Below are 17,342 nucleotides of genomic sequence, written 5' to 3'. Positions count from 1 at the left end.
CGCAGTGGGCGCTGGTTCACCCGACCAGGTTAGTGGTGTCCCCACGGTAGCCAAGCCCGGACGGCGAATGTGCGTTCTTCGGTCGGTCCGGCACTCACGTTGCCGCCGACCAGCGTGACGCGTTCGCCGATCCCGGTCAGCCCTGTTCCCGCTCCGGGCGCTTTCCCCACGACGGCCGTAGCAGGCAGGGGATTGACGACTTCGACGGTGAGCCCGTTCCCCGGTCCGCCGCGGACCGCGACCTCGGCCGCGGCGCCTGGAGCGTGTTTCAGGACGTTGGTCAGCGATTCCTGCACGATCCGGTACGCGGTCGTGCCGAGCAGCGCGGGGGCGCCGCCGGCGTCGTCGAGCAGGATCGTCACATTGACGCCCAGCCCGGAACGGCGGGAGTTGGCGACCAGTTCGGGGATGTCCGCCAGTGTCGGCTGCGGCGGCTCGGGATGGTGTCCGCCCGCGCCGTCTTCCCCGAAACCCTGGCCGTCCCGGAGGACGCCGATGACCTGCCTGAGATCGTCGAGCGACTGACGAGCGGTGGTGCGGACGGTCTTCGCCGCCTCCGACGTCGTGGGTCCCTGGCTGACTTCGAGCGCGCCGGCTTGCAGGGACAGCAGGGAAAGCCGGTGTCCCAGGACGTCGTGCATCTCGCGCGCGATCCGCGTGCGCTCCGCCCGGCGGGTCATTTCGGCGCGGAGTTCCTCTTCCTTCGCCTCACGGATCGCCAGTGTGTCCTGCATTCCGCGGACGACGCCGACGGTGAGCGGCACGGCCGTCATCACGACCGCGACGGTGAGCGTTCCCATGATCTGCACCGCGGAGATCTGCTTGCCGACGATCTGGCCGGCGATGGTCACGTCGGCGTGGCGGTTGGCATCACCGAACAACGCCCACGCCGTCGCGAGGTAGACCAGCACACTTCCGGTCCACAGTAGACGGTCGCGGCGATGGGCGGCCAACGCGGCGAGCGCGATCAGTGCGGCGAGCGCGTCGGAGCGGAACAACAGTGGTGGCACCAGAGCGATGGCGAGGACGAGTTCCGGCCACTTGTGCCGCCAGCAGAGCATGACCGCCGCGGCGATTCCGGTGAAGAACCCGAGAATCGACCACCACGTCGGGTCGAACGACTTGGTCTCCGGGAGATAGCCCTGGGTGCTGAACACGAACACGCTGCTGACCACGCTCGCCGCGACGGCGAACACGGTGAGCATCACGCCGAGTACACGCCTTCCCATGGGAAGAGCGTACGCACTCCGCCCGGTCCGCCCGCATCGGCGGAACAGGGCCTTCCCCGCGCACGGATTACGACTTTCGTCGTAACGGGTTGGCGCGCCGAGTACGACGCGGAGGCCCTGCGATCGCTGGTTGTATCCCGCCTCGTTCAATTCATTGGAAAGGAAATACCCCGTGACCCAGCAAACCCCGTACACGCCGGCCCCGCAAGCTCCCGCCGCCGCTTTGCCGCCCCGCAACGGCATCGGCGTCACGGGCTTCGTCCTCGGCCTCGTGGGGCTGGTCTTCTCCCCGATCCCGTTCATCGGCGTCATCGCCTGGCCGCTGGTGATCCTCGGCCTGATCTTCTCGATCATCGGCCTGATGCGCGTCAAGAGCGGGAAGGCCTCCAACAAGGGGCTCTCCATCACCGGCATCGCGCTGTCGGCACTCGGGCTCGTGGTCTGCGTCGTGTGGATCTTCGTGTTCAACGCCGCCGTCGACGAGGTCAACACCGAGCTCAACCGCACGGCCAAGGTGTCCTATGAGGTCACCGGCGATGCGGCGAACGTCGAGGTCATCTACGGCGAGGTCCTCAACCCCGTCACCGAAACGATTCCCGCGCTGCCGTGGAACAAGGACGTCGAGAACAAGGGCGTCTACAAGGGCGGCACGCTCACCGTCACCACCGGTGAGACCGGCGGTTCGGTCACCTGCAAGATCACCGTCGACGGCGCGGTGGTCTCCACCAAGACCGCGTCCGGGGAATTCGCCATGGCCGCCTGCACCGGTGTCTGATTCCGCTGATACCTCCGCGACGTGTGGCCGGCCGGGTGACGTCAAGCCCGGCCGGTCATGCGAAAGCGGGTCAGCAGCAGCCGGTACCGCGGCAGTCGCAGTCGCAGCAGTCGTCGATCCTCATGGTCATCCACCTCCTCTCGTCGGTTCGCAAGCAGGCGGGCACCAGGCGCCGGGCAGCGGATCGGCGCAGTCATCGGTGGACATCCTGGACAGCATCGAGGTGAGTTCGGCCCGCAAGTCGCCGAGCCGCGCCATCTCCGCTTCGATTTCGGCGAGATGGCGTTCCAGCATGGTTTCAGCGGGCTCGCAAGGACACACCCCGGTGTCGCGGACGCTCAGCAGGTCGCTGATCTCGGCCAGTGTCAGCCCGAGCCGTTGGGAACCGCGGATGAACCGCAGCCTGTCGATGACGTCTTCGCCGTAGCGCCGGTGAGCCCCGGTCGTCCGCGCCGGAGTGGGCAGGAGGCCGATGCGCTCGTAGTAGCGCACGGTGTCCGGCCGCACACCGGCGCGGGACGTCACCTGGGACATCGTCAGCGCCGTCGTCGCGTCGGTTCTCATATCTCGAGGGTAGAACCTGGACCCGGCTCCAGAGTCAAGCCCGGGTTTCCCGGCCGGGCAGCGCTCGCGAGGAGAAGACGGTGGCTTGGCGCGTCCGCATCATCGGAAAGGGTGCAAACGGAGAGAGGACGGCAAGGTGACTGACTTCCGGCACGTGATCAGGGATCTCACCACGGAGGGCGAACAGGTCGACGGCCTGGTGTCCGATTTGGACGCCGCGGGCTGGGATCTGCCCACACCGGCCGTCGGATGGTCCGTCAAGCACCAGATCGCTCATCTCGCCTTCATCTTCAAGATCGCGGGGCTGGCCGCGGCCGAACCGCGGCAGTTCACCGAACTCGCGAAGGCCACGCAGGCGCGTGGCTTCGACGCCGCCGTCAACGCGGCGCTCGACGACTACCTCGGCGATCCCAACGAGGTCCTCCTGACCCGGTGGCGCGCCGAACGCGACGCGGGCATCAAGGCGCTCGCCGCGGTCCCGGCGGACCAGGTCGTGCCGTGGCTGGTCAACCCGCTGCCGCCGGCCATCCTCGCCTGCGCCGGGATGATGGAACTGTTCGCCCACGGCCAGGACGTCGCCGACGCGCTCGGCGTGCGGCCGGAGCGGACCGACCGTCTCGCGTACCTCGTCGGCTTCGCCGTCCGGGTGCGGGACTTCGGTTACGAGGCCCGGGGGCTGACGCCGCCGGAGGAGGAGTTCCGGTTCGAGATCACCTCGCCGTCCGGTCAGGTGTGGACGTTCGGTCCCGAGGACTCGGGGCAGCGGATCACCGCCAGTGCGGAGGACTTCTGCCTCCTGGTCACGCGGCGCCGTCACCGTGACGATCTCGACGTGCGTGCCGAGGGTGCGCTCGCCGATCACTGGGTGGGCATCGCGCAGGCGTACCGCGGTCCCGCGGGCGAAGGCCGCAAGCAAGGTCAGTTCGACCGCTGATTACGCACAGGGGAAGTCGCGATCAACTCGCACTCGGTGCGATCGTCAGTGCACACGGGGTCTAGGAGGCGATCGTGGCACGGGTGTGGTTGATCAGGCACGGAGAGAGCGAGTCGAACGCGGGTCTTCCCGGTGGCGAACCGGGGGTTTCGCCACTGACCGAAGCCGGTCGGCGGCAAGCCGTCGAAATCGCGGAATCGCTCGCCTTGGAACCTCGGTTGATCGTGACGTCGCCGTTCCTGCGGGCGCGGCAGACCGCACAGCCGACGATCGAGCGGTTCCCCGGCGCGACGTGTGAAGAGTGGCCTGTCCAGGAGTTCACCTTTCTCGGCGAACTCCATGGACAGGTCACCTCCACCGCCGACCGCAGGCCGTTCACCGAGGCCTACTGGGACCGGGCCGATCCACACCACGCCGTGAACGGCGCGGAATCCTTCGCCGGCCTCTTCGCCCGGACCCAGGACTTCCTGACCCGGCTGGGAGAACGGGAGCCGGGGCCGATCGCCGTCTTCACGCACGGGCTCTTCATCCGCGCGGTGATGTGGTCGGTGCTGACCGGTATCCGCACCCCGGACAGCGAAGCCATGCGCGGATTCCGCACGTTCGCCGACACCTATCTCGTGCCGAACGGCAACGTCACCGAACTGCGGTACACGCCGGGGAAGCGGATTCCGCGGGTCGTGGTCCCGCTCGCTTCCCGGTACGCGGACCGCTAGGGCTTCAGCAGCAGCTGGAGCTCGTCGACGCCGGTCATGTTCGGGCTCGGGATGAACGACGGCGGAACGGCCGGATCGGTGCGCAGATCAGGGAACCGGTCCAGCAGGATGTTGAGCGCCGTCTTGCCCTCCAGTCTGGCCAGCGGAGCGCCGATGCAGAAGTGGATCCCGCGACCGAAGGCCAAGTGCGGGTTGCGCGCCCTGGCCGGGTCGAAGGTGCCCGGATCGGTGAACGTGCGCGGATCGCGGTTCGCGGCCGCGACCCAGACGAGGAGCATGCGGTCGGCCGGAATCGTCTTGCCGCCCAGTTCGACCTCGGTCGTCGTCGCGCGGGCGACGAGCGCGAACGGGCTGAGGAACCGCAGCGATTCCTCGATCGTCGCGGGAAGCAGCGAGCGGTCTTCCCGGACACGCCGGAATGCGTCCGGATGGGAATCCAGGCACAACACGGTGTTCCCGAGCAGCATCGTGGTGGTGATATGCCCGGCGAGCAACAGCACGTTCGCGAAGTTGACGATTTCGTTCTGGGAAAGCCGCTCGCCGTCGACCTCGGCTTCGACGAGTTTGGTCAGCAGATCCTCGCGCGGGTTCCGCCGCCGGTCGTCGACGTGTTCGGACAGGTAGTTCACCAGATTCTTCAGCTGCTCGACGGATTCGTCGGAGGCCTTCTTCTGTTCCTCGGTCTGTCCCAGCAGCGAAGTCTGCTGGCTGCTCTTCAGCATCTTGTCGACCCACTGCTTGAACAGGTCGCGATCGCTCGCCGGAACGCCGAGGAGCTCGGCGATCACGATCACCGGCAGCGGGTAGGCCAGATTCGCCACCAGCTCCATCGCGTCCTGGCCGTCGACGGCGTCGAGAAGTTCGTTCGTCAGTTCCGCGATCCTGGGTTCGAGATCCGCCACGACCTTCGGGGTGAAGGCATGACTCACCAGCGTGCGGAGCTTCTTGTGGTCGGGCGGATCCATCTGGAGCAGATTGCCGTCGACGAACTGGTCCTTGTCCGGCGCCAGCTCCGGTGGGAACAGTCGTGCGGTGTCGGAGGAAAAGATCTTCGGATCACTCAGGGTCTTCAGTGCTTCGGCGTGGCCGTAAACGTTCCAGATTCCCGTTTCAGCGTCGAACCGGACCATTTCGTCCGGTGTCTCGTCCCGTAGCCAGAACTGGTCTTTGTGCGTTCCCCAGCTTTCGGCGAGGGTGGTCATGTCGTACCCCCTTCTTCTCAAGGTGAAGGAGCTCGGATCAGACGGGCTCCTCTGTTTCGTCCCGCTGGTAGATCCAGGCGCGATAGGTCCCGATCAGGTCCTGGAACATCTCGCTCACCTCGGCCGCGGTGGCGGTCAGGTCCGGCGGGGACGTTTTTTCCGGCGGCTCGAACGCCGACCGGATGATGTGCGCGAGGGCGTCGGCCTTCTCCTCGGCGGTGAGGCCGGCGCCTTCGGGGCTGAAGGCGTCTATCAAGTAGAAACCCAGCGCCGAGGAACGCAGGGCGAACAGCAGGTTCGGGATGTCGTCGCGCAACAGTCCCCGGTCGGTCATCGTCTTGAGATACCGCTCGGTGACGACGGCGTCCTGATCCTGCAACGGGTGTTTCTTCAGCCGGCCCAGGAGTTCGGTGTTGCCGGCGATGAGGGCACCGAGCAACGGATTCCGCTGGACGTGCAGGAAGACCGCCCGCTGGAACCGATGCGGGACGACTTCCGAAGGATCCGTGTCCAGCCGTTCGAGCAGATTCTCGGCGGCCCGGAGGGACTCACGCAGGAGCAACGCGTGGAAGAGGTTTTCCTTGGTGCGCCAGTGCAGGTAGATCGTGCCCTTACCGATGCCGGCCTGGTTCGCGATGTCCTCGATGGTCACCTTGCGATAGCCCAGCCGCGACAGCAGGACGCCGGCCGCGTCGAGAATGCGGTCGGCGCGGCCGGCGGTGCGGTCCGGACGTTCTGCCACGTACGCTCCCAGTCTCTGACTTCGTGACCAGATTCGCTTATCTGGTCATCCAGTCAGGTCGACTGTAGCGCCGTTCGGCCAAGCCCGGCAAGGAGAGCGGTGGGATTTAACGCGAACGGTGGGCTAGGAAGAAGCGCCAGATCACCGGTGTCGCGTTCATGACGGTCGGCGTGGCGGAGTCGTTGTTCGGTGCGGTGCTCGGCCAGACGTGCGCGGCGCCTTCGATCCGGTAGTGCTCCAGCGAGCAGCCGATCCAGCGCTGGACGGTGACCTCGGCTTTCGGTGAGTATTCGATCGGGCGGGAAAAGCAGCCGTTCCGCTTCGCCCAGCCGGCGAGCCAGTCCTGCAGCGCGGGCAGGCCCTTGGCGGGGTTTCCGGTGTACGGGATCGTCTGGTCGGCCTTGCCGTGGAAGTCGAGGATCGGCGCCGGGCGCGACGGGTGGCATGCCCCGCCCTGCGGGTAGAACGCGCCCGCGACCGGGGCGAACGCCGCGATCCTGCCAGGCATCCGGCAAGCGAGTACGCCGACGAATCCGCCGCCGTTCGATTTGCCCGCGGCGTAGATCCGGCGCGAGTCGACGCACAGTTCCCGCTGGAGCGTGTTCAGCAGGTCGCTGGTGAAGAGCACGTCGTCGGCTGCCGCCGAATAGGGCGCTCCGGTCCAGGCCGACTCGCCGTCGGTACCCACAAGTCCTTGCGGGTAGACGGAAATCGCGTCATAAGCGGAAAAGCCGGACAGTTCCTCCTGATACTTCGACGTCCGTTTGTGGCCGTGGAACGACAACACCACGGGGTACTGCCGCGACGGCTGGTAGTGCGCGGGAATGTGCACCGCGTACTCGCGGACGATGCCGCCGGACGTCAACGTCCGCAGCGTCGTCTCGCCGGCGGGCACCGGTGCTTGACGGTGGCAGCCGGTCGTCCGCACCGGGTGATCGATCGGCGCTGCCGACGCCGCCGGTGCGACGAGCAGGCTCACTCCGGCCGCGGCGGCGGCCACCATCGCGAGACGGCGTATGTGCTTACTGGGACCAGGCACGCGATCCTCCTTGATCGGGCGGCGGGGCGGTGATCAGAGTCACTCCTGCCGTCTGCCTGGTCAGCATTGTGTTCATAGAGTTTTCGGACCGCTTTTCGGACCACCTGTCCGGGTGAGCCCGCCCGACCTGCGGTCCGTCAGCCGCAGGCCTGCTTCGCCGCGAGCACTCGAGCCAGTGCCTCGTCGACCCGCGCGGCAGGGAGTTCGCCGGACGCAAGCGCTTGCTCCAGCCTGTCCAGCACCGTGCCGGCGTTGCCACCGGAGGACCACAGCGCCTGATCCGCACCGGCCTGCAGCGCCTTGAGCACCGCCGTCGGCAGCGGGTACTGGGCGGTGATCGCCTTCATCGCGCCCAGATCGTCCGTGATGACCGGGCCGTTGAACGCGTAGTCCTTCCGCAGTAGCCGGTACGCCGGTGCGGACAGGGTCGCCGGCGTGCCGCCGGTCAGATCGGGCACGTCCAGATGTCCGACCATCACGCCGACTTCGCCGTACTCGCCGATGTCTCGGTACGGCACCAGGTCCACCTTGCGCAGCGAGGCGAGTGGCGGGGTTCGCACCAGTCCCTTGTGCGAGTCGCCTGTGGCGTGCCCGTGTCCGGGGAAGTGCTTCAGCACCGGCTGCACCCCGGCGTCGCGCAGGCCTTGGGAGAACGCGAGGACGTACTTGCGTGCGGCCTCCGGGTTCGAGCCGAACGAACGGTCACCGACGATGTCGCGGTCCGGCTGTTCGGTGATGTCGGCGTCAGGTGCGTAGTCGACGGTGACCCCGCGGGCCCGCATCTGGCGGCCCCGCTCGGCGGCCTTCGTCCGCACCTGGGCGGGTGTCATCGTCGCGGCCATCTTCCGAGCGCTCGGCATGGAGCCGTCGAGGTCGTCGATCCGCTGGACGCGACCGCCCTCTTCGTCGATCGCTACCGACACCGGGACCTTCGCGGCCTTCTGGACCCCGTCGAGCGCGCGGTTCTGCAGAAGTGCCGTCTCGTTGCCGCCGAGGAAGATGCCGCCGACCTGCTGATCGCGTACCAGCTTCACCGCCGCCGACGGATCCCCGGCGTTCACTCCGACCACTACGAGCTGAGCCAGCCGTTGCCGGGGGCTCATCCCGGCCGCGACCGCCTTGCACTCCTGCGCGGGCACCTGCTCCGCCCTCGGTGACGGCGAGGAAGGAGCCGGGATCGTGCTGGACGGGCTTGGCACAGTGCTGCTCGGCGGCGGAGGCGTGGTCCCCGCCGGCTGTGCCGACCCCGCCTGTTCGTTCGCCGTACCGCACTGCACGCTGGTGAGCAGTACGGTGGCCGCTCCCAGGATGACGGTCGCCCATCGCTTAGTCGTCTTCGGTCGCCCGGCGTTCATCGGCTCGTTTCGTTCGTCGTCCATGCCAGTACCGACGGTAACCCCCTTCGCTCCGCGGTACGCGTTCGCATCGGCCGGGGCTTGCCTCATCTCCTTGTTCTTCGGTCTTGTTCTTCCGTGTTCCGCCTCGTCGAGCCCGGCGCCGGACTTGACAGTTCGATCTGCTCCGACATAGATTACCACATGGTTATGGAACCGCAAGGTTATTCAAGGATGCGGCCGGTGCCGCGGAAGAACCGATCGTGAGAACCCGAACCCGTGAGAACTGAAAGGCGGGCGACCGTGGCACAGGATCTGCTCGATGTCACCTTCGCGGCGCTCGCCGACCCCACCCGCCGCGCGATCCTCGCGCGGCTCGCGCACGGCGAGGCCACGGTGACGGAGCTGGCCGAACCGTTCGCGATGAGCCAGCCCGCCATCTCCAAGCATCTGAAGGTGCTGGAGCGGGCGGGGCTGATCGCGCGGGGCCGTGACGCGCAGCGTCGCCCCTGCCGGCTGCTGGCCGAGCCCCTGAAGGACGCGACCGAGTGGCTCGGCGGCTATCGCCGCTTCTGGGACGAGACCTTCTCGCGCCTGGACCTCGTTCTCGACGAGGAGCTGAAGCATCCGGGACACCGGGACGGAACCGATTGACCACCGCACGAGCGGAAAGGGAGCAGCACGATGGGACGAACTCTCAGCGTGGCGAAATCCGGCGATCTCGAGATCGTCATGACGAGGTCCTTCGACGCGCCGAGGGCGCTCGTGTTCGATGCCTGGACCAAACCGGAACTGGTGCGCCGCTGGTTCGGTCCGCACGGCACCGAAGTCCTCGAATGCGAGATCGACCTGCGGGTCGGCGGTAGATGGCGCTATCTGCTGCGGCACGGTGACGGGATGGAGATGGTGCTGCGCGGCGTCTACCAGGAGATCGAGCGACCGGAACGGCTCGTGTCACTCGAGGTCAACGAAGACTGCGACGCCTCCGAGGGGCAGGCTCTGGCGATCTTGACGCTGGTCGAGAGGGACGGGATCACCACGGTGACCCAGGTGCTGAAGTACGGCTCGCAGCGGATCCGGGACGCCGTCCTCGAGTCCGGAATGGAGCGAGGTGTCGGCGAGGGCTACGACAGGCTGGCCGAAGTCGTGGCCGTCCCGGCGGGGGCGTGAGCGAGATGAACGCCATCGCCGATCGCTACCGCATCCGGGCCGATGCCTTCGAGGGCAAGGTCGCAGCCGTCCGACCCGGGCAATGGGGGAATGGCTCCCCTTGCGACGAGTGGACCGCCAGGGATGTCGTCGGGCACATCGTCGACATGCACGGCGCGATGCTGCGCCCCTTCGGCCGTGACCTCAGCTCGGCGTCTTCGGTCGAGGAAGACCCGCTCGGTGCGCTCCGGGCGGCCCGGGCGGACGTCGAAGCCATCCTCACCGACCCGGTACTCGCCGCCACCGAACAGGAGACACCGATGGGGAAGGTGACGGCCGAGCAGCACATCGACCAGGTCGTCAGTGCCGACATGGTGATCCACGGCTGGGATCTGGCCCGTGCCACGGGCCAGGACGACACGATCGATCCCGGCGAGGTCGCCCGGATGTGGCCCGAGGCCCAGTCGATCCCCGAAGTAATGAGAACTCCAGGCGCTTTCGGGCCCGGCATCGTCGTCTTCGGTCCCGAAGTGAAGGTGCCCGAGGACGCTCCCCTGCAGGACAGGCTGCTCGGACTGATGGGCCGCGATCCGCAGTTTCACTAGCGGATCAGACGTGAATGCCCCGGTGCCGCCGGACGGGCCGGGAAGGGACGGGTACCTCGGCGGTATCGGTTCCGTTGGCCGCGGCCAGGACACGCTCCAGAACCGACAGAGAGGTGGTGAGCAAAGAGATCTGGTTCTGGATCCGAGACCTGGCGATCTCCAGTTCGTCGGTCAACCCCGGCGATGGCACGAGGTGGGTGTCGTCACCCGAAACACAAGGAAGGAGTTCAGCGATCTTGCCACTGCACAACCCGGCCGAATAGAAGAGCTGAATCTGCAGCACCTTGGCGACGTCGTCTTCACCGAAGGCCCGGTAGCCGTTGCCGCGGCGGTCCGGGCGTAGCAGCCCTTCTGTTTCGTAGTACCGCAGCGAGCGCACGCTCACTCCGGTTCGTTCCGCCAGTTCGCCGATCCGCATGAGTCCACATTAACCGCGGAAAACAGGGTTGACCGTGACGCCGGTGTCAAGGTTTAGCTTCGCGTTCATGAGGTTGCTCGAATCATTTCGCGGCGCAGCGATCCAGTTGCCGAACCGGATCGCGATGGCTCCGATGACCAGGGGACGTGCCGACGACAAGACCGGTGTGCCCCATCCACTGACGGCGGAGTACTACGCCCAACGTGCTGGTGCCGGCCTGATCGTGAGCGAAGGCGTATGGGTGTCCCGGACCGGTAAGAGCGGCCCGGGTATCCCCGGGCTGGTGACAGGCCGGCAGATCGAGGCCTGGCGCGCGGTGACGAAAGCCGTGCACGAGAAGGGCGGTCGCATTTACGCCCAGCTGTGGCACGCGGGCCGTGTCAGCCACCCCGAAGTGGTGGGCCGGACGCCGGTGGCGCCGTCGGCGGTCCGGCAGGCCGGGCGGATCTTCGTGTCCGAAGGCTTGATGGACGCGGTCGAGCCCCGGGCACTCAGTGAGCTGGAGATCGGCGAGGTCGTCCAGGACTTCGCCGCGGCGGCGCACGCGGCCGTCGAGGCCGGGTTCGACGGGGTGGAACTCCACGGTGCCAACGGGTACCTCATCCAGGAGTTCCTCGCCCAGAACACCAACCGCCGAGAAGACCGCTATGGCGGCTCGCTCGCCGCTCGGCTCAGGTTCCCGCTCGAGGTGGTGGCGGCCGTGGTCGAGGAGATCGGTGCGGAGAGGGTCGCTTTGCGGATCTCGCCGGGCAATCCGGAGAACGACATCGTGGAAGACGACTGGAAGGAGGTGTACCCACGGTTGCTCACGGAACTCCGCCGGTACGGGCTCGCGTACCTGCACGTCATCGACACCCCTGGGCATGAGGCGTTGTCTCATCTCCGGCCGCTGTGGCCGGGGACGCTCATCGCGAACCTGCGTTCCGACGAGCCGACGTCCCAGGACGAGGGCGAGTCGCTGATCGAGTCCGGGCTGGCCGATGTGGTCGCCTTCGGGAGGCTGTTCATCGCGAACCCGGACCTGCCCGCCCGATTCGCGCTTCGTGCCCCGCTCGCCCGGGCCGACCACGAGGTCTACTACGGCGCCCGGCTCGACGGCTTCACCGATTTTCCGGCGATGGAAGCGGAATCGGCGAAGTTCGCCTGTTCGGCGCGCAGCTGATCTTCGTCGTCCGCTCTACAGTGCGGGGATGGTCAAGACGGCAGTGGAAATCGCGGCGGCGGTGCGTGCCAAAGAGCTCGATCCGGTCCAGGTGACTCGCGAGGCATTGGACCGGATCGCCGCGGCGGACGGGGTGATCGGCGCGTTTCGCCGGGTCCGGACCGAGGAGGCGCTCGCCGAGGCGGCCGCTCTCGCCGAACGACCGGACCTTGCCGAACTGCCCCTGGCCGGCGTGCCGGTCGCGGTCAAGGACGTCACACCGGTCGAGGGCGAATACGCCTCGTGGGGATCCCAGGCGGGCTCTTCGAAGGTGTCCACAGAGGACGGCGAGATAGCGCGGCGGCTGCGAGCGGCCGGTGCGGTGATCGTCGGCCTGACGAGGGTGCCGGAGCTGTGCATCTGGCCGTCGAGTGACACCCCGGACGGGATCGCGCGTAATCCGCGCAATCCGTCCTATGCCGCGGGTGGATCGTCCGGTGGAAGCGCTGCGGCCGTCGCGGCCGGGCTGGTGCCGATCGCGCACGGAACCGACGGCTTGGGCTCGATCCGGCTGCCCGCGGCGATGTGCGGGATCGTCGGGCTCAAACCGGGGAAGGGCGTGGTCCGCGAGCCGGGGGAGGTCGGCTGGTTCGGCCTGTCCACCCACGGCCCGATGACGACCACCGTGGCCGACGCGGCTGTGCTGATGTCGGTCCTCGCAGAGCAGCCCGCGCTGGCGGACATCGCCGACCCGAAGCGATCACGGATCGCCCTGTCGACCCAGGTCCCCCTGACCAGGGCGCCGCTGCCGCGCGCCTTCTCCCGCGCGGTCGCGCGGGCGGGGGAGCTGTTCAGCGCGGCCGGGCATGATGTCGCGCCCGGAACGCCGCGATACAACGCGGGAGCCATCGGCGGTCTTCTCACGCGCTGGCTCGTGGGCCCGGCCGAGCAGGCGGCAGACTTCGATCTCAACGCGCTCCAGCCACGGACGCGCACGCACATCCGGCTCGGCCGCTTGACGGCCGTGCGGGTTCGGGAGAGCACCCGTGAGCGGTGGCGCGAGCGGGCCGAAGAGTTCTTCGCCGACCACGACGTCCTGGTCACGCCGATGCTCGCGACCCTCCCGCTCAAGGCCCGTACCTGGCACGAAAGCCGATGGATCGCCAACGTGCTGCCGTCCGTCCGCGTCGCCGGTTTCGCCGGCCTGTGGAATCTCGCGGGCTACCCGGCGATGTCGGTCCCGGTCGGCGTGCATCCCTCAGGTATCCCGGCCTGCGTTCAACTGGTCGCCGCGCCCGGCGGAGAAGGGCTCCTCCTCGGCCTGGCCGCGCAGCTCGAAGCGGCCAATCCCTGGCCGCGCACCACCGCCACCTGACCCCGAAAGAGAGCAAGGGACCTTTGCTATCACTCTCCTGAAGAGAGTGATAGCAAAGGTCCCTTGCTACTTTCTGCTGGTCAGGAGCCCGTTTTGGCGGGTGACGGCTTCTGGCCGTTCGCCTTCGGACCGTTCTGCTCGCTCTGTCCGTTCTTCGGCGCAGCGGCGGCAGGCGCCGAAGAAGCGGACTTGGCTGGAGCGGGCTTGGCAGGGGTGGTGGCAGGGGACGCGGGCTTCGCGGCGGCGGCGGCGTTCTCGGCGGGCTTGCCGGCCGGCTTCGTCTCCTCGGCCTTGCTGTCGCCACCGACGAGCTTCGAAGCGTGCGGGATCACCGATTCCTCGGGAAGCGCGGCGAGCATCGCTTCGCTGCCCTTCAGCACCGCGTCGGCCTGCTGCAGGCTCTTGCGAGCCTGCTCGCGGATCTCCGCGAGCCGCTCGACCTTGCGCTGAGCGGCCGTGGTGCGCTGGGCCGCCGTCGTGGTGGCCTCGTCGAGACGGCGCTTGGCCTCCGCGGTCGACTCGTCGACGCGGCGCTTCGACTCGGCAGTGGCCTCCGCGATCCGGCGTTCGGCCTGGTTCTTGCTGGCCGTCTGCTGGTCGACGATGTGCTTTTCGAGCGAATTGCGCTGTGCCGTCATCGTCTGATCGAACTCGCGCTCGATCTTCCGGCGCTTGCGCTCGGCCTCGTTGTCCAGCAGCTCTCGGCGCTGGGCGGCCTCGACGGTCAGCCGATGGACCTCGGCCCGCGTCTCGGCGAGGGCGGACTCGTGCTCGGAGTGCAGCGCGTCCGCCTGCTTGTCCAGCTCGGCGACGAGCCGCGTGTAGCGCTCACGCAGCTTCTTCGACGCCTCGCTTGAGGACGCCCAGTGCTTCTCGGCAGCGACCTCGGCACGTTTCGTCACCTCGGCGGCGCGCGCCTGCGCGAGCGTCACGGTGCGCTGCATCCGCTCGTCGAGGTCTTCGAGCCGCTCCGGCGGCTTCTTCAGCTCCTCGATTCTGGCGTTCAGCTTAGCCACCTCGTGGCGCACGGTTTCGAGTTCGCGTGTGGCCGACGTCGCCTGCGCGATCGCGGCATCGCGGTCGGTGATCACGCGGTGCAGCTGGGCTTCGAGATGATCCAGGTACTGGCGCACTTCGTTCCGGTCGAAGCCGTGCCAGGCCTGGGTGTACTCGCGCCGCAGGGGCAGCAGGCCGTTGTCTCGCTCGGGAACCATGGTCCCGACGGTACCTGCGCACACGGCGTCGCTGATGTCAGGCTTGGTGATTCACCGACGTGTGTCGGCTCTCAGCTGGTCTCCCTCACCTGAACGGCCGCCACCCGTGTGCGCAGTGTCACCAGTGGAAGCCGCGGCTGAGCCGGGCGAGTGCCATTGCCGCGCGGGACAGATGCTGATCGCCCTTGCCGATCTTCAGCCCGCCGCCGCCACCGGCGGCCGCGGAATCCGGGAACACGCGGAAACCTTGGTAGGCCACGGCATCCGTGAGTCCGGGGGTGAGCGTGTAGGCGAGCCCGATCGCCTGCCCGGCGGGCGTGCCGATGTGCTTCGGCCGTTCCTTCAGTGCCTTCATCACCATGTTCGCGGCCTGGTCCGGCGACTTCGTCGGAAACGCGTCATAGATCTTCGTCGGCCGGATCATCGGCGTGCGCACGAGTGGCATGTGGATGGTCGTGAACGTGATCCCGTCGCCGTGGGTCTCGGTCGCGGCGATCCGGGAGAAATAGTCCAAAGCGGCCTTCGATGCCGCATAAGCCGAAAAGCGCGGCGCGATTCCCTGCACACCGATCGACGAGACGTTGACGATATGTCCGAACTTCCGCTCGGACATATGCGGCAGCACCGCCAGGATCAGCCGCACCGCGCCGAAGTAATTGATCGCCATCGCGCGCTCGTAGTCGTGGAACCGGTCGTACGACAGTTTGATCGACCGCCTGATCGAACGGCCGGCGTTGTTGACGAGCATGTCGATCCGGCCGTGTTCGGCGAGCATCGCGTCGACGGCCTTGTGCACCGATTCCTCGTCGGTCAGGTCGGCCGGGTACACCGACGCCGTACCTCCGGCGGCGATGATCTCGTCCCGTACCTCTTCGAGTTCGTGCTGCCGTCGCGCCACGAGCAGCGGTATGCCGCCCGAAGCCGCGACCTTGATCGCGGTCGCGCGGCCGATCCCCGAAGACGCGCCGGTGATGATCACGCGGCGGCCGTCCAGTTCGCCGCGAGGACCGTGCTTGCGCGCGCGGAACGGGTCCAGGTGCTCGCGCCAGTAGCGCCACAGCGTGGGCGCGTAGTCCTCGATCCGGGGCACCTCGACACCCGAGCCGATGAGCGCCTTACGCGTCGACGCCGACGAGAACACCGACGGGAAGGCCATGGTCTCCAGCAGCACCGGCGGGATTCCGAGCCGCTCCATCACGGCGTCACGCGCGATCGTGAAACCGGGGATGTGCTCGCTCAGCTTCACCAGGTTGACGATGCCCCTGGACACGCGTTCGTTGAGCTGCAGGGAGATCGTCGGCGCGCCCGCGGCCTTCGCGAAGGCGTTGTACACGGAGACGACCGGCTGCGGTTCCGGGTTGACCAGGTGGAACGCGCGCCCATCGAGCCCCTTCGTGGTGATCAGCGCGAGCAGCGACTTGGCCACGTAGTCGACCGGGACGACGTTGGTGTCGCCGAGGTCGGGGCCGACGATCGGCACGTCGGGCAGCCCGGCCAGCCTGCTGATCGCGGGGAACAGGTAGTACGGGCCGTCGATCTTGTCCATCTCGCCGGTCTCGGAGTTCCCGACCACGACCGCGGGCCGGTACACCCGCCACGGCACGTCCTGCTGTTCGCGTACGAGGCGTTCCGCTTCGAACTTCGTGCGGTGGTACGGCGTGATGAGCCGCTGGCCGACGTCGAACATCTCCTCGGTGAACATGCCCTCGTGATCACCGGCGACGGCGACCGAGGACACGTGGTGCACACCGCCGGCGTTCAGGTCGGCGGCGAGCGCGATCATCTGCCCGGTGCCTTCGACGTTGGCCTTGACGCTGGCTTCGTCGTCGGCGGTGATGTCGTAGAGCGCGGCGAGGTGCACGACGTGGTCGACGCCGCGAAGCTTCTCTCGATCCCCTTCGCTGACGCCGAGCAGCGGCTCGCCGAGGTCACCGGTGACGAGGGTGACGCGCTCCGGGTGCGGCCAGGTGTTCACCAGTTTCGCGAGTTTGTCCTGTGAGGACGCACGGACGAGGAGCGCGACCTGGTCGACGTCCTCCCTGGCGAGCAGCAGCCGGGTGAACTGGCGCCCGATCAGTCCGGTCGCGCCGGTCACCAGAAAAGTCGCCATGTTCTTCACCCTTCACCATGCTCGCCCGCGTCCCCTGGGCATTCTGCTGCATCACGACGGCGCTGACCACCATGGCACCCGTGAAGTTACTCACGGGTAACTAGATCGGTTCGGCGATGACGACCCGGTTTTCGGCGTAGCCCGTCGATCCGCCGACCCAGCGGCCGCCGCAGGTGACCAGGACTATCCGATGTGGACCGGACTGGCCGAACAGCTCGTCGGCCCGCTGCGGCAGCTCGTCCTTCTTCAGCGTGATCAGCTGGGAAACCTTGTACCGCCAAGACTTCCCGGCCTTGTCGACGACGGTGACGGCGCCGCCGACGCGGTCGTTCCACAGCTCCGCGAACGGTCCTGTCGCGCCTTTCCAGTTCACGTGCCCGGCGAACACGCTCGCCCCGGTCGCCGAAGTCAGCTCGGCGCCCCACCAGGTCACCTCGCCGAGGTTCTCCGGTACCGGAAGCTCCGCGCCCGGCCCGAGGTCCTTTTTCACCAGCTTCGCCGACCCGCCTGCCGGCAGCTGGATCGTCCCGGGCCCCTGATGCGCTGGGGGTTCCGGTTGCTTCTGCGGCGGGGCGGGCGGAGGTGTCGTCGGGACGATCTCCGGCGAGGGAGGGGTCTGCTGCTGTGCGGGCGCGGCCGGCGCGCCGCCCGCGACGGAGACGGAAACGGGCTGAGCCGTCCCCGCCACCACGGTCGTCGGCGGCCAGATGATCAAGGCCGCGACGAGGTCCGCGCACAGGACCGTGACGGCTCCCAGCGCGAACCCGCGTCGTACTGACATTCCTGAAACCTCTT

Annotated in this window: 18 protein-coding genes; 8 read left to right on the top strand and 10 right to left on the bottom strand. The window is 67.8% G+C overall.

Annotated features, from left to right (window positions below; genetic code table 11):
- Positions 1-29 precede the first annotated feature (29 nt).
- Positions 30-1,229, bottom strand: coding sequence for a sensor histidine kinase (locus ACLJRL_RS36365; RefSeq protein ID WP_410660910.1), 1,200 nt, complete (start codon positions 1,227-1,229; stop codon positions 30-32).
- Positions 1,230-1,401: 172 nt separating this feature from the next.
- On the opposite strand from ACLJRL_RS36365, the gene ACLJRL_RS36360 reads away from it, so the two are divergent.
- On the top strand, positions 1,402-2,004 hold the full coding sequence (locus tag ACLJRL_RS36360; protein ID WP_410660909.1) for a DUF4190 domain-containing protein: 603 nt from the start codon (positions 1,402-1,404) through the stop codon (positions 2,002-2,004).
- Between the two features lie 126 nt (positions 2,005-2,130).
- Here ACLJRL_RS36360 and ACLJRL_RS36355 read toward each other — a convergent pair whose 3' ends face one another.
- Positions 2,131-2,568: a heavy metal-responsive transcriptional regulator gene (locus tag ACLJRL_RS36355; RefSeq protein WP_410660908.1), complete on the bottom strand. Its 438-nt coding sequence runs from the start codon at positions 2,566-2,568 to the stop codon at positions 2,131-2,133.
- 136 nt (positions 2,569-2,704) lie between these two features.
- On the opposite strand from ACLJRL_RS36355, the gene ACLJRL_RS36350 reads away from it, so the two are divergent.
- Together ACLJRL_RS36350 and ACLJRL_RS36345 are read left to right on the top strand one after the other, a co-directional pair.
- Positions 2,705-3,502 carry a TIGR03084 family metal-binding protein gene (locus ACLJRL_RS36350; protein ID WP_410660907.1) on the top strand — a complete coding sequence of 266 codons (798 nt, stop codon included), beginning with the start codon at positions 2,705-2,707 and terminating at the stop codon, positions 3,500-3,502.
- 74 nt (positions 3,503-3,576) lie between these two features.
- Positions 3,577-4,218 (top strand): histidine phosphatase family protein, encoded by a 642-nt coding sequence (locus ACLJRL_RS36345; RefSeq protein ID WP_410660906.1) that lies wholly within the window; start codon positions 3,577-3,579, stop codon positions 4,216-4,218.
- On the opposite strand, the gene ACLJRL_RS36340 is transcribed toward ACLJRL_RS36345, so the two are convergent.
- From ACLJRL_RS36340 to ACLJRL_RS36325, 4 genes are all read right to left on the bottom strand, one after another.
- The gene (locus ACLJRL_RS36340) at positions 4,215-5,420 is read right to left on the bottom strand and encodes a cytochrome P450 (RefSeq protein ID WP_410660905.1); all 1,206 of its coding nucleotides are present in this window, start codon (positions 5,418-5,420) and stop codon (positions 4,215-4,217) included. The two genes, ACLJRL_RS36345 and ACLJRL_RS36340, sit on opposite strands and share 4 nt — an antisense overlap.
- Before the next feature lie 37 nt (positions 5,421-5,457).
- On the bottom strand, positions 5,458-6,162 hold the full coding sequence (locus ACLJRL_RS36335) for a TetR/AcrR family transcriptional regulator (RefSeq protein WP_410660904.1): 705 nt from the start codon (positions 6,160-6,162) through the stop codon (positions 5,458-5,460).
- A gap of 106 nt (positions 6,163-6,268) precedes the next feature.
- Positions 6,269-7,201 (bottom strand): alpha/beta hydrolase family esterase, encoded by a 933-nt coding sequence (locus tag ACLJRL_RS36330; RefSeq protein WP_410660903.1) that lies wholly within the window; start codon positions 7,199-7,201, stop codon positions 6,269-6,271.
- 137 nt (positions 7,202-7,338) lie between these two features.
- Positions 7,339-8,580 carry a glycoside hydrolase family 3 N-terminal domain-containing protein gene (locus tag ACLJRL_RS36325; protein WP_410660902.1) on the bottom strand — a complete coding sequence of 414 codons (1,242 nt, stop codon included), beginning with the start codon at positions 8,578-8,580 and terminating at the stop codon, positions 7,339-7,341.
- 258 nt (positions 8,581-8,838) lie between these two features.
- Here ACLJRL_RS36325 and ACLJRL_RS36320 point away from each other — a divergent pair, with 258 nt between their 5' ends.
- The 3 genes from ACLJRL_RS36320 to ACLJRL_RS36310 are packed head-to-tail and all read left to right on the top strand — an operon-like array spanning position 8,839 to position 10,289.
- A complete protein-coding gene (locus tag ACLJRL_RS36320) occupies positions 8,839-9,189 on the top strand; it encodes an ArsR/SmtB family transcription factor (protein ID WP_410660901.1) in 351 nt (116 codons plus the stop codon).
- Positions 9,190-9,219: 30 nt separating this feature from the next.
- A complete protein-coding gene (locus ACLJRL_RS36315; RefSeq protein WP_410660900.1) occupies positions 9,220-9,705 on the top strand; it encodes an SRPBCC family protein in 486 nt (161 codons plus the stop codon).
- 5 nt (positions 9,706-9,710) lie between these two features.
- Positions 9,711-10,289, top strand: a complete 579-nt coding sequence (locus ACLJRL_RS36310; protein WP_410660952.1) for a TIGR03086 family metal-binding protein — start codon at positions 9,711-9,713, stop codon at positions 10,287-10,289.
- A 4-nt stretch (positions 10,290-10,293) separates the two neighbouring features.
- Here the strand turns inward: ACLJRL_RS36310 and ACLJRL_RS36305 are convergent, their stop codons facing one another.
- On the bottom strand, positions 10,294-10,707 hold the full coding sequence (locus tag ACLJRL_RS36305; protein ID WP_410660899.1) for a MerR family transcriptional regulator: 414 nt from the start codon (positions 10,705-10,707) through the stop codon (positions 10,294-10,296).
- Positions 10,708-10,774: 67 nt separating this feature from the next.
- Between ACLJRL_RS36305 and ACLJRL_RS36300 the strand changes: the two genes are divergently transcribed.
- Positions 10,775-11,869, top strand: coding sequence for an alkene reductase (locus tag ACLJRL_RS36300; RefSeq protein WP_410660898.1), 1,095 nt, complete (start codon positions 10,775-10,777; stop codon positions 11,867-11,869).
- 28 nt (positions 11,870-11,897) lie between these two features.
- Positions 11,898-13,223, top strand: a complete 1,326-nt coding sequence (locus ACLJRL_RS36295; RefSeq protein ID WP_410660897.1) for an amidase — start codon at positions 11,898-11,900, stop codon at positions 13,221-13,223.
- Between the two features lie 80 nt (positions 13,224-13,303).
- Here the strand turns inward: ACLJRL_RS36295 and ACLJRL_RS36290 are convergent, their stop codons facing one another.
- The 3 genes from ACLJRL_RS36290 to ACLJRL_RS36280 all read right to left on the bottom strand — a co-directional run bounded on the left by ACLJRL_RS36290 (position 13,304) and on the right by ACLJRL_RS36280 (position 17,328).
- Complete coding sequence (locus ACLJRL_RS36290) at positions 13,304-14,437, bottom strand: cell division protein DivIVA (protein ID WP_410660896.1); 1,134 nt, start codon at positions 14,435-14,437, stop codon at positions 13,304-13,306.
- A gap of 118 nt (positions 14,438-14,555) precedes the next feature.
- Positions 14,556-16,547, bottom strand: coding sequence for an SDR family oxidoreductase (locus ACLJRL_RS36285; RefSeq protein ID WP_410660895.1), 1,992 nt, complete (start codon positions 16,545-16,547; stop codon positions 14,556-14,558).
- A 100-nt stretch (positions 16,548-16,647) separates the two neighbouring features.
- Positions 16,648-17,328: a class F sortase gene (locus tag ACLJRL_RS36280; RefSeq protein ID WP_410660894.1), complete on the bottom strand. Its 681-nt coding sequence runs from the start codon at positions 17,326-17,328 to the stop codon at positions 16,648-16,650.
- Between the last annotated feature and the right edge of the window lie 14 nt (positions 17,329-17,342).

The sequence above is a fragment of the Amycolatopsis sp. lyj-112 genome, from assembly GCF_046549055.1.
Taxonomy (GTDB): Bacteria; Actinomycetota; Actinomycetes; order Mycobacteriales; family Pseudonocardiaceae; genus Amycolatopsis.
This window is presented reverse-complemented; position numbering and strand designations above follow the sequence as displayed.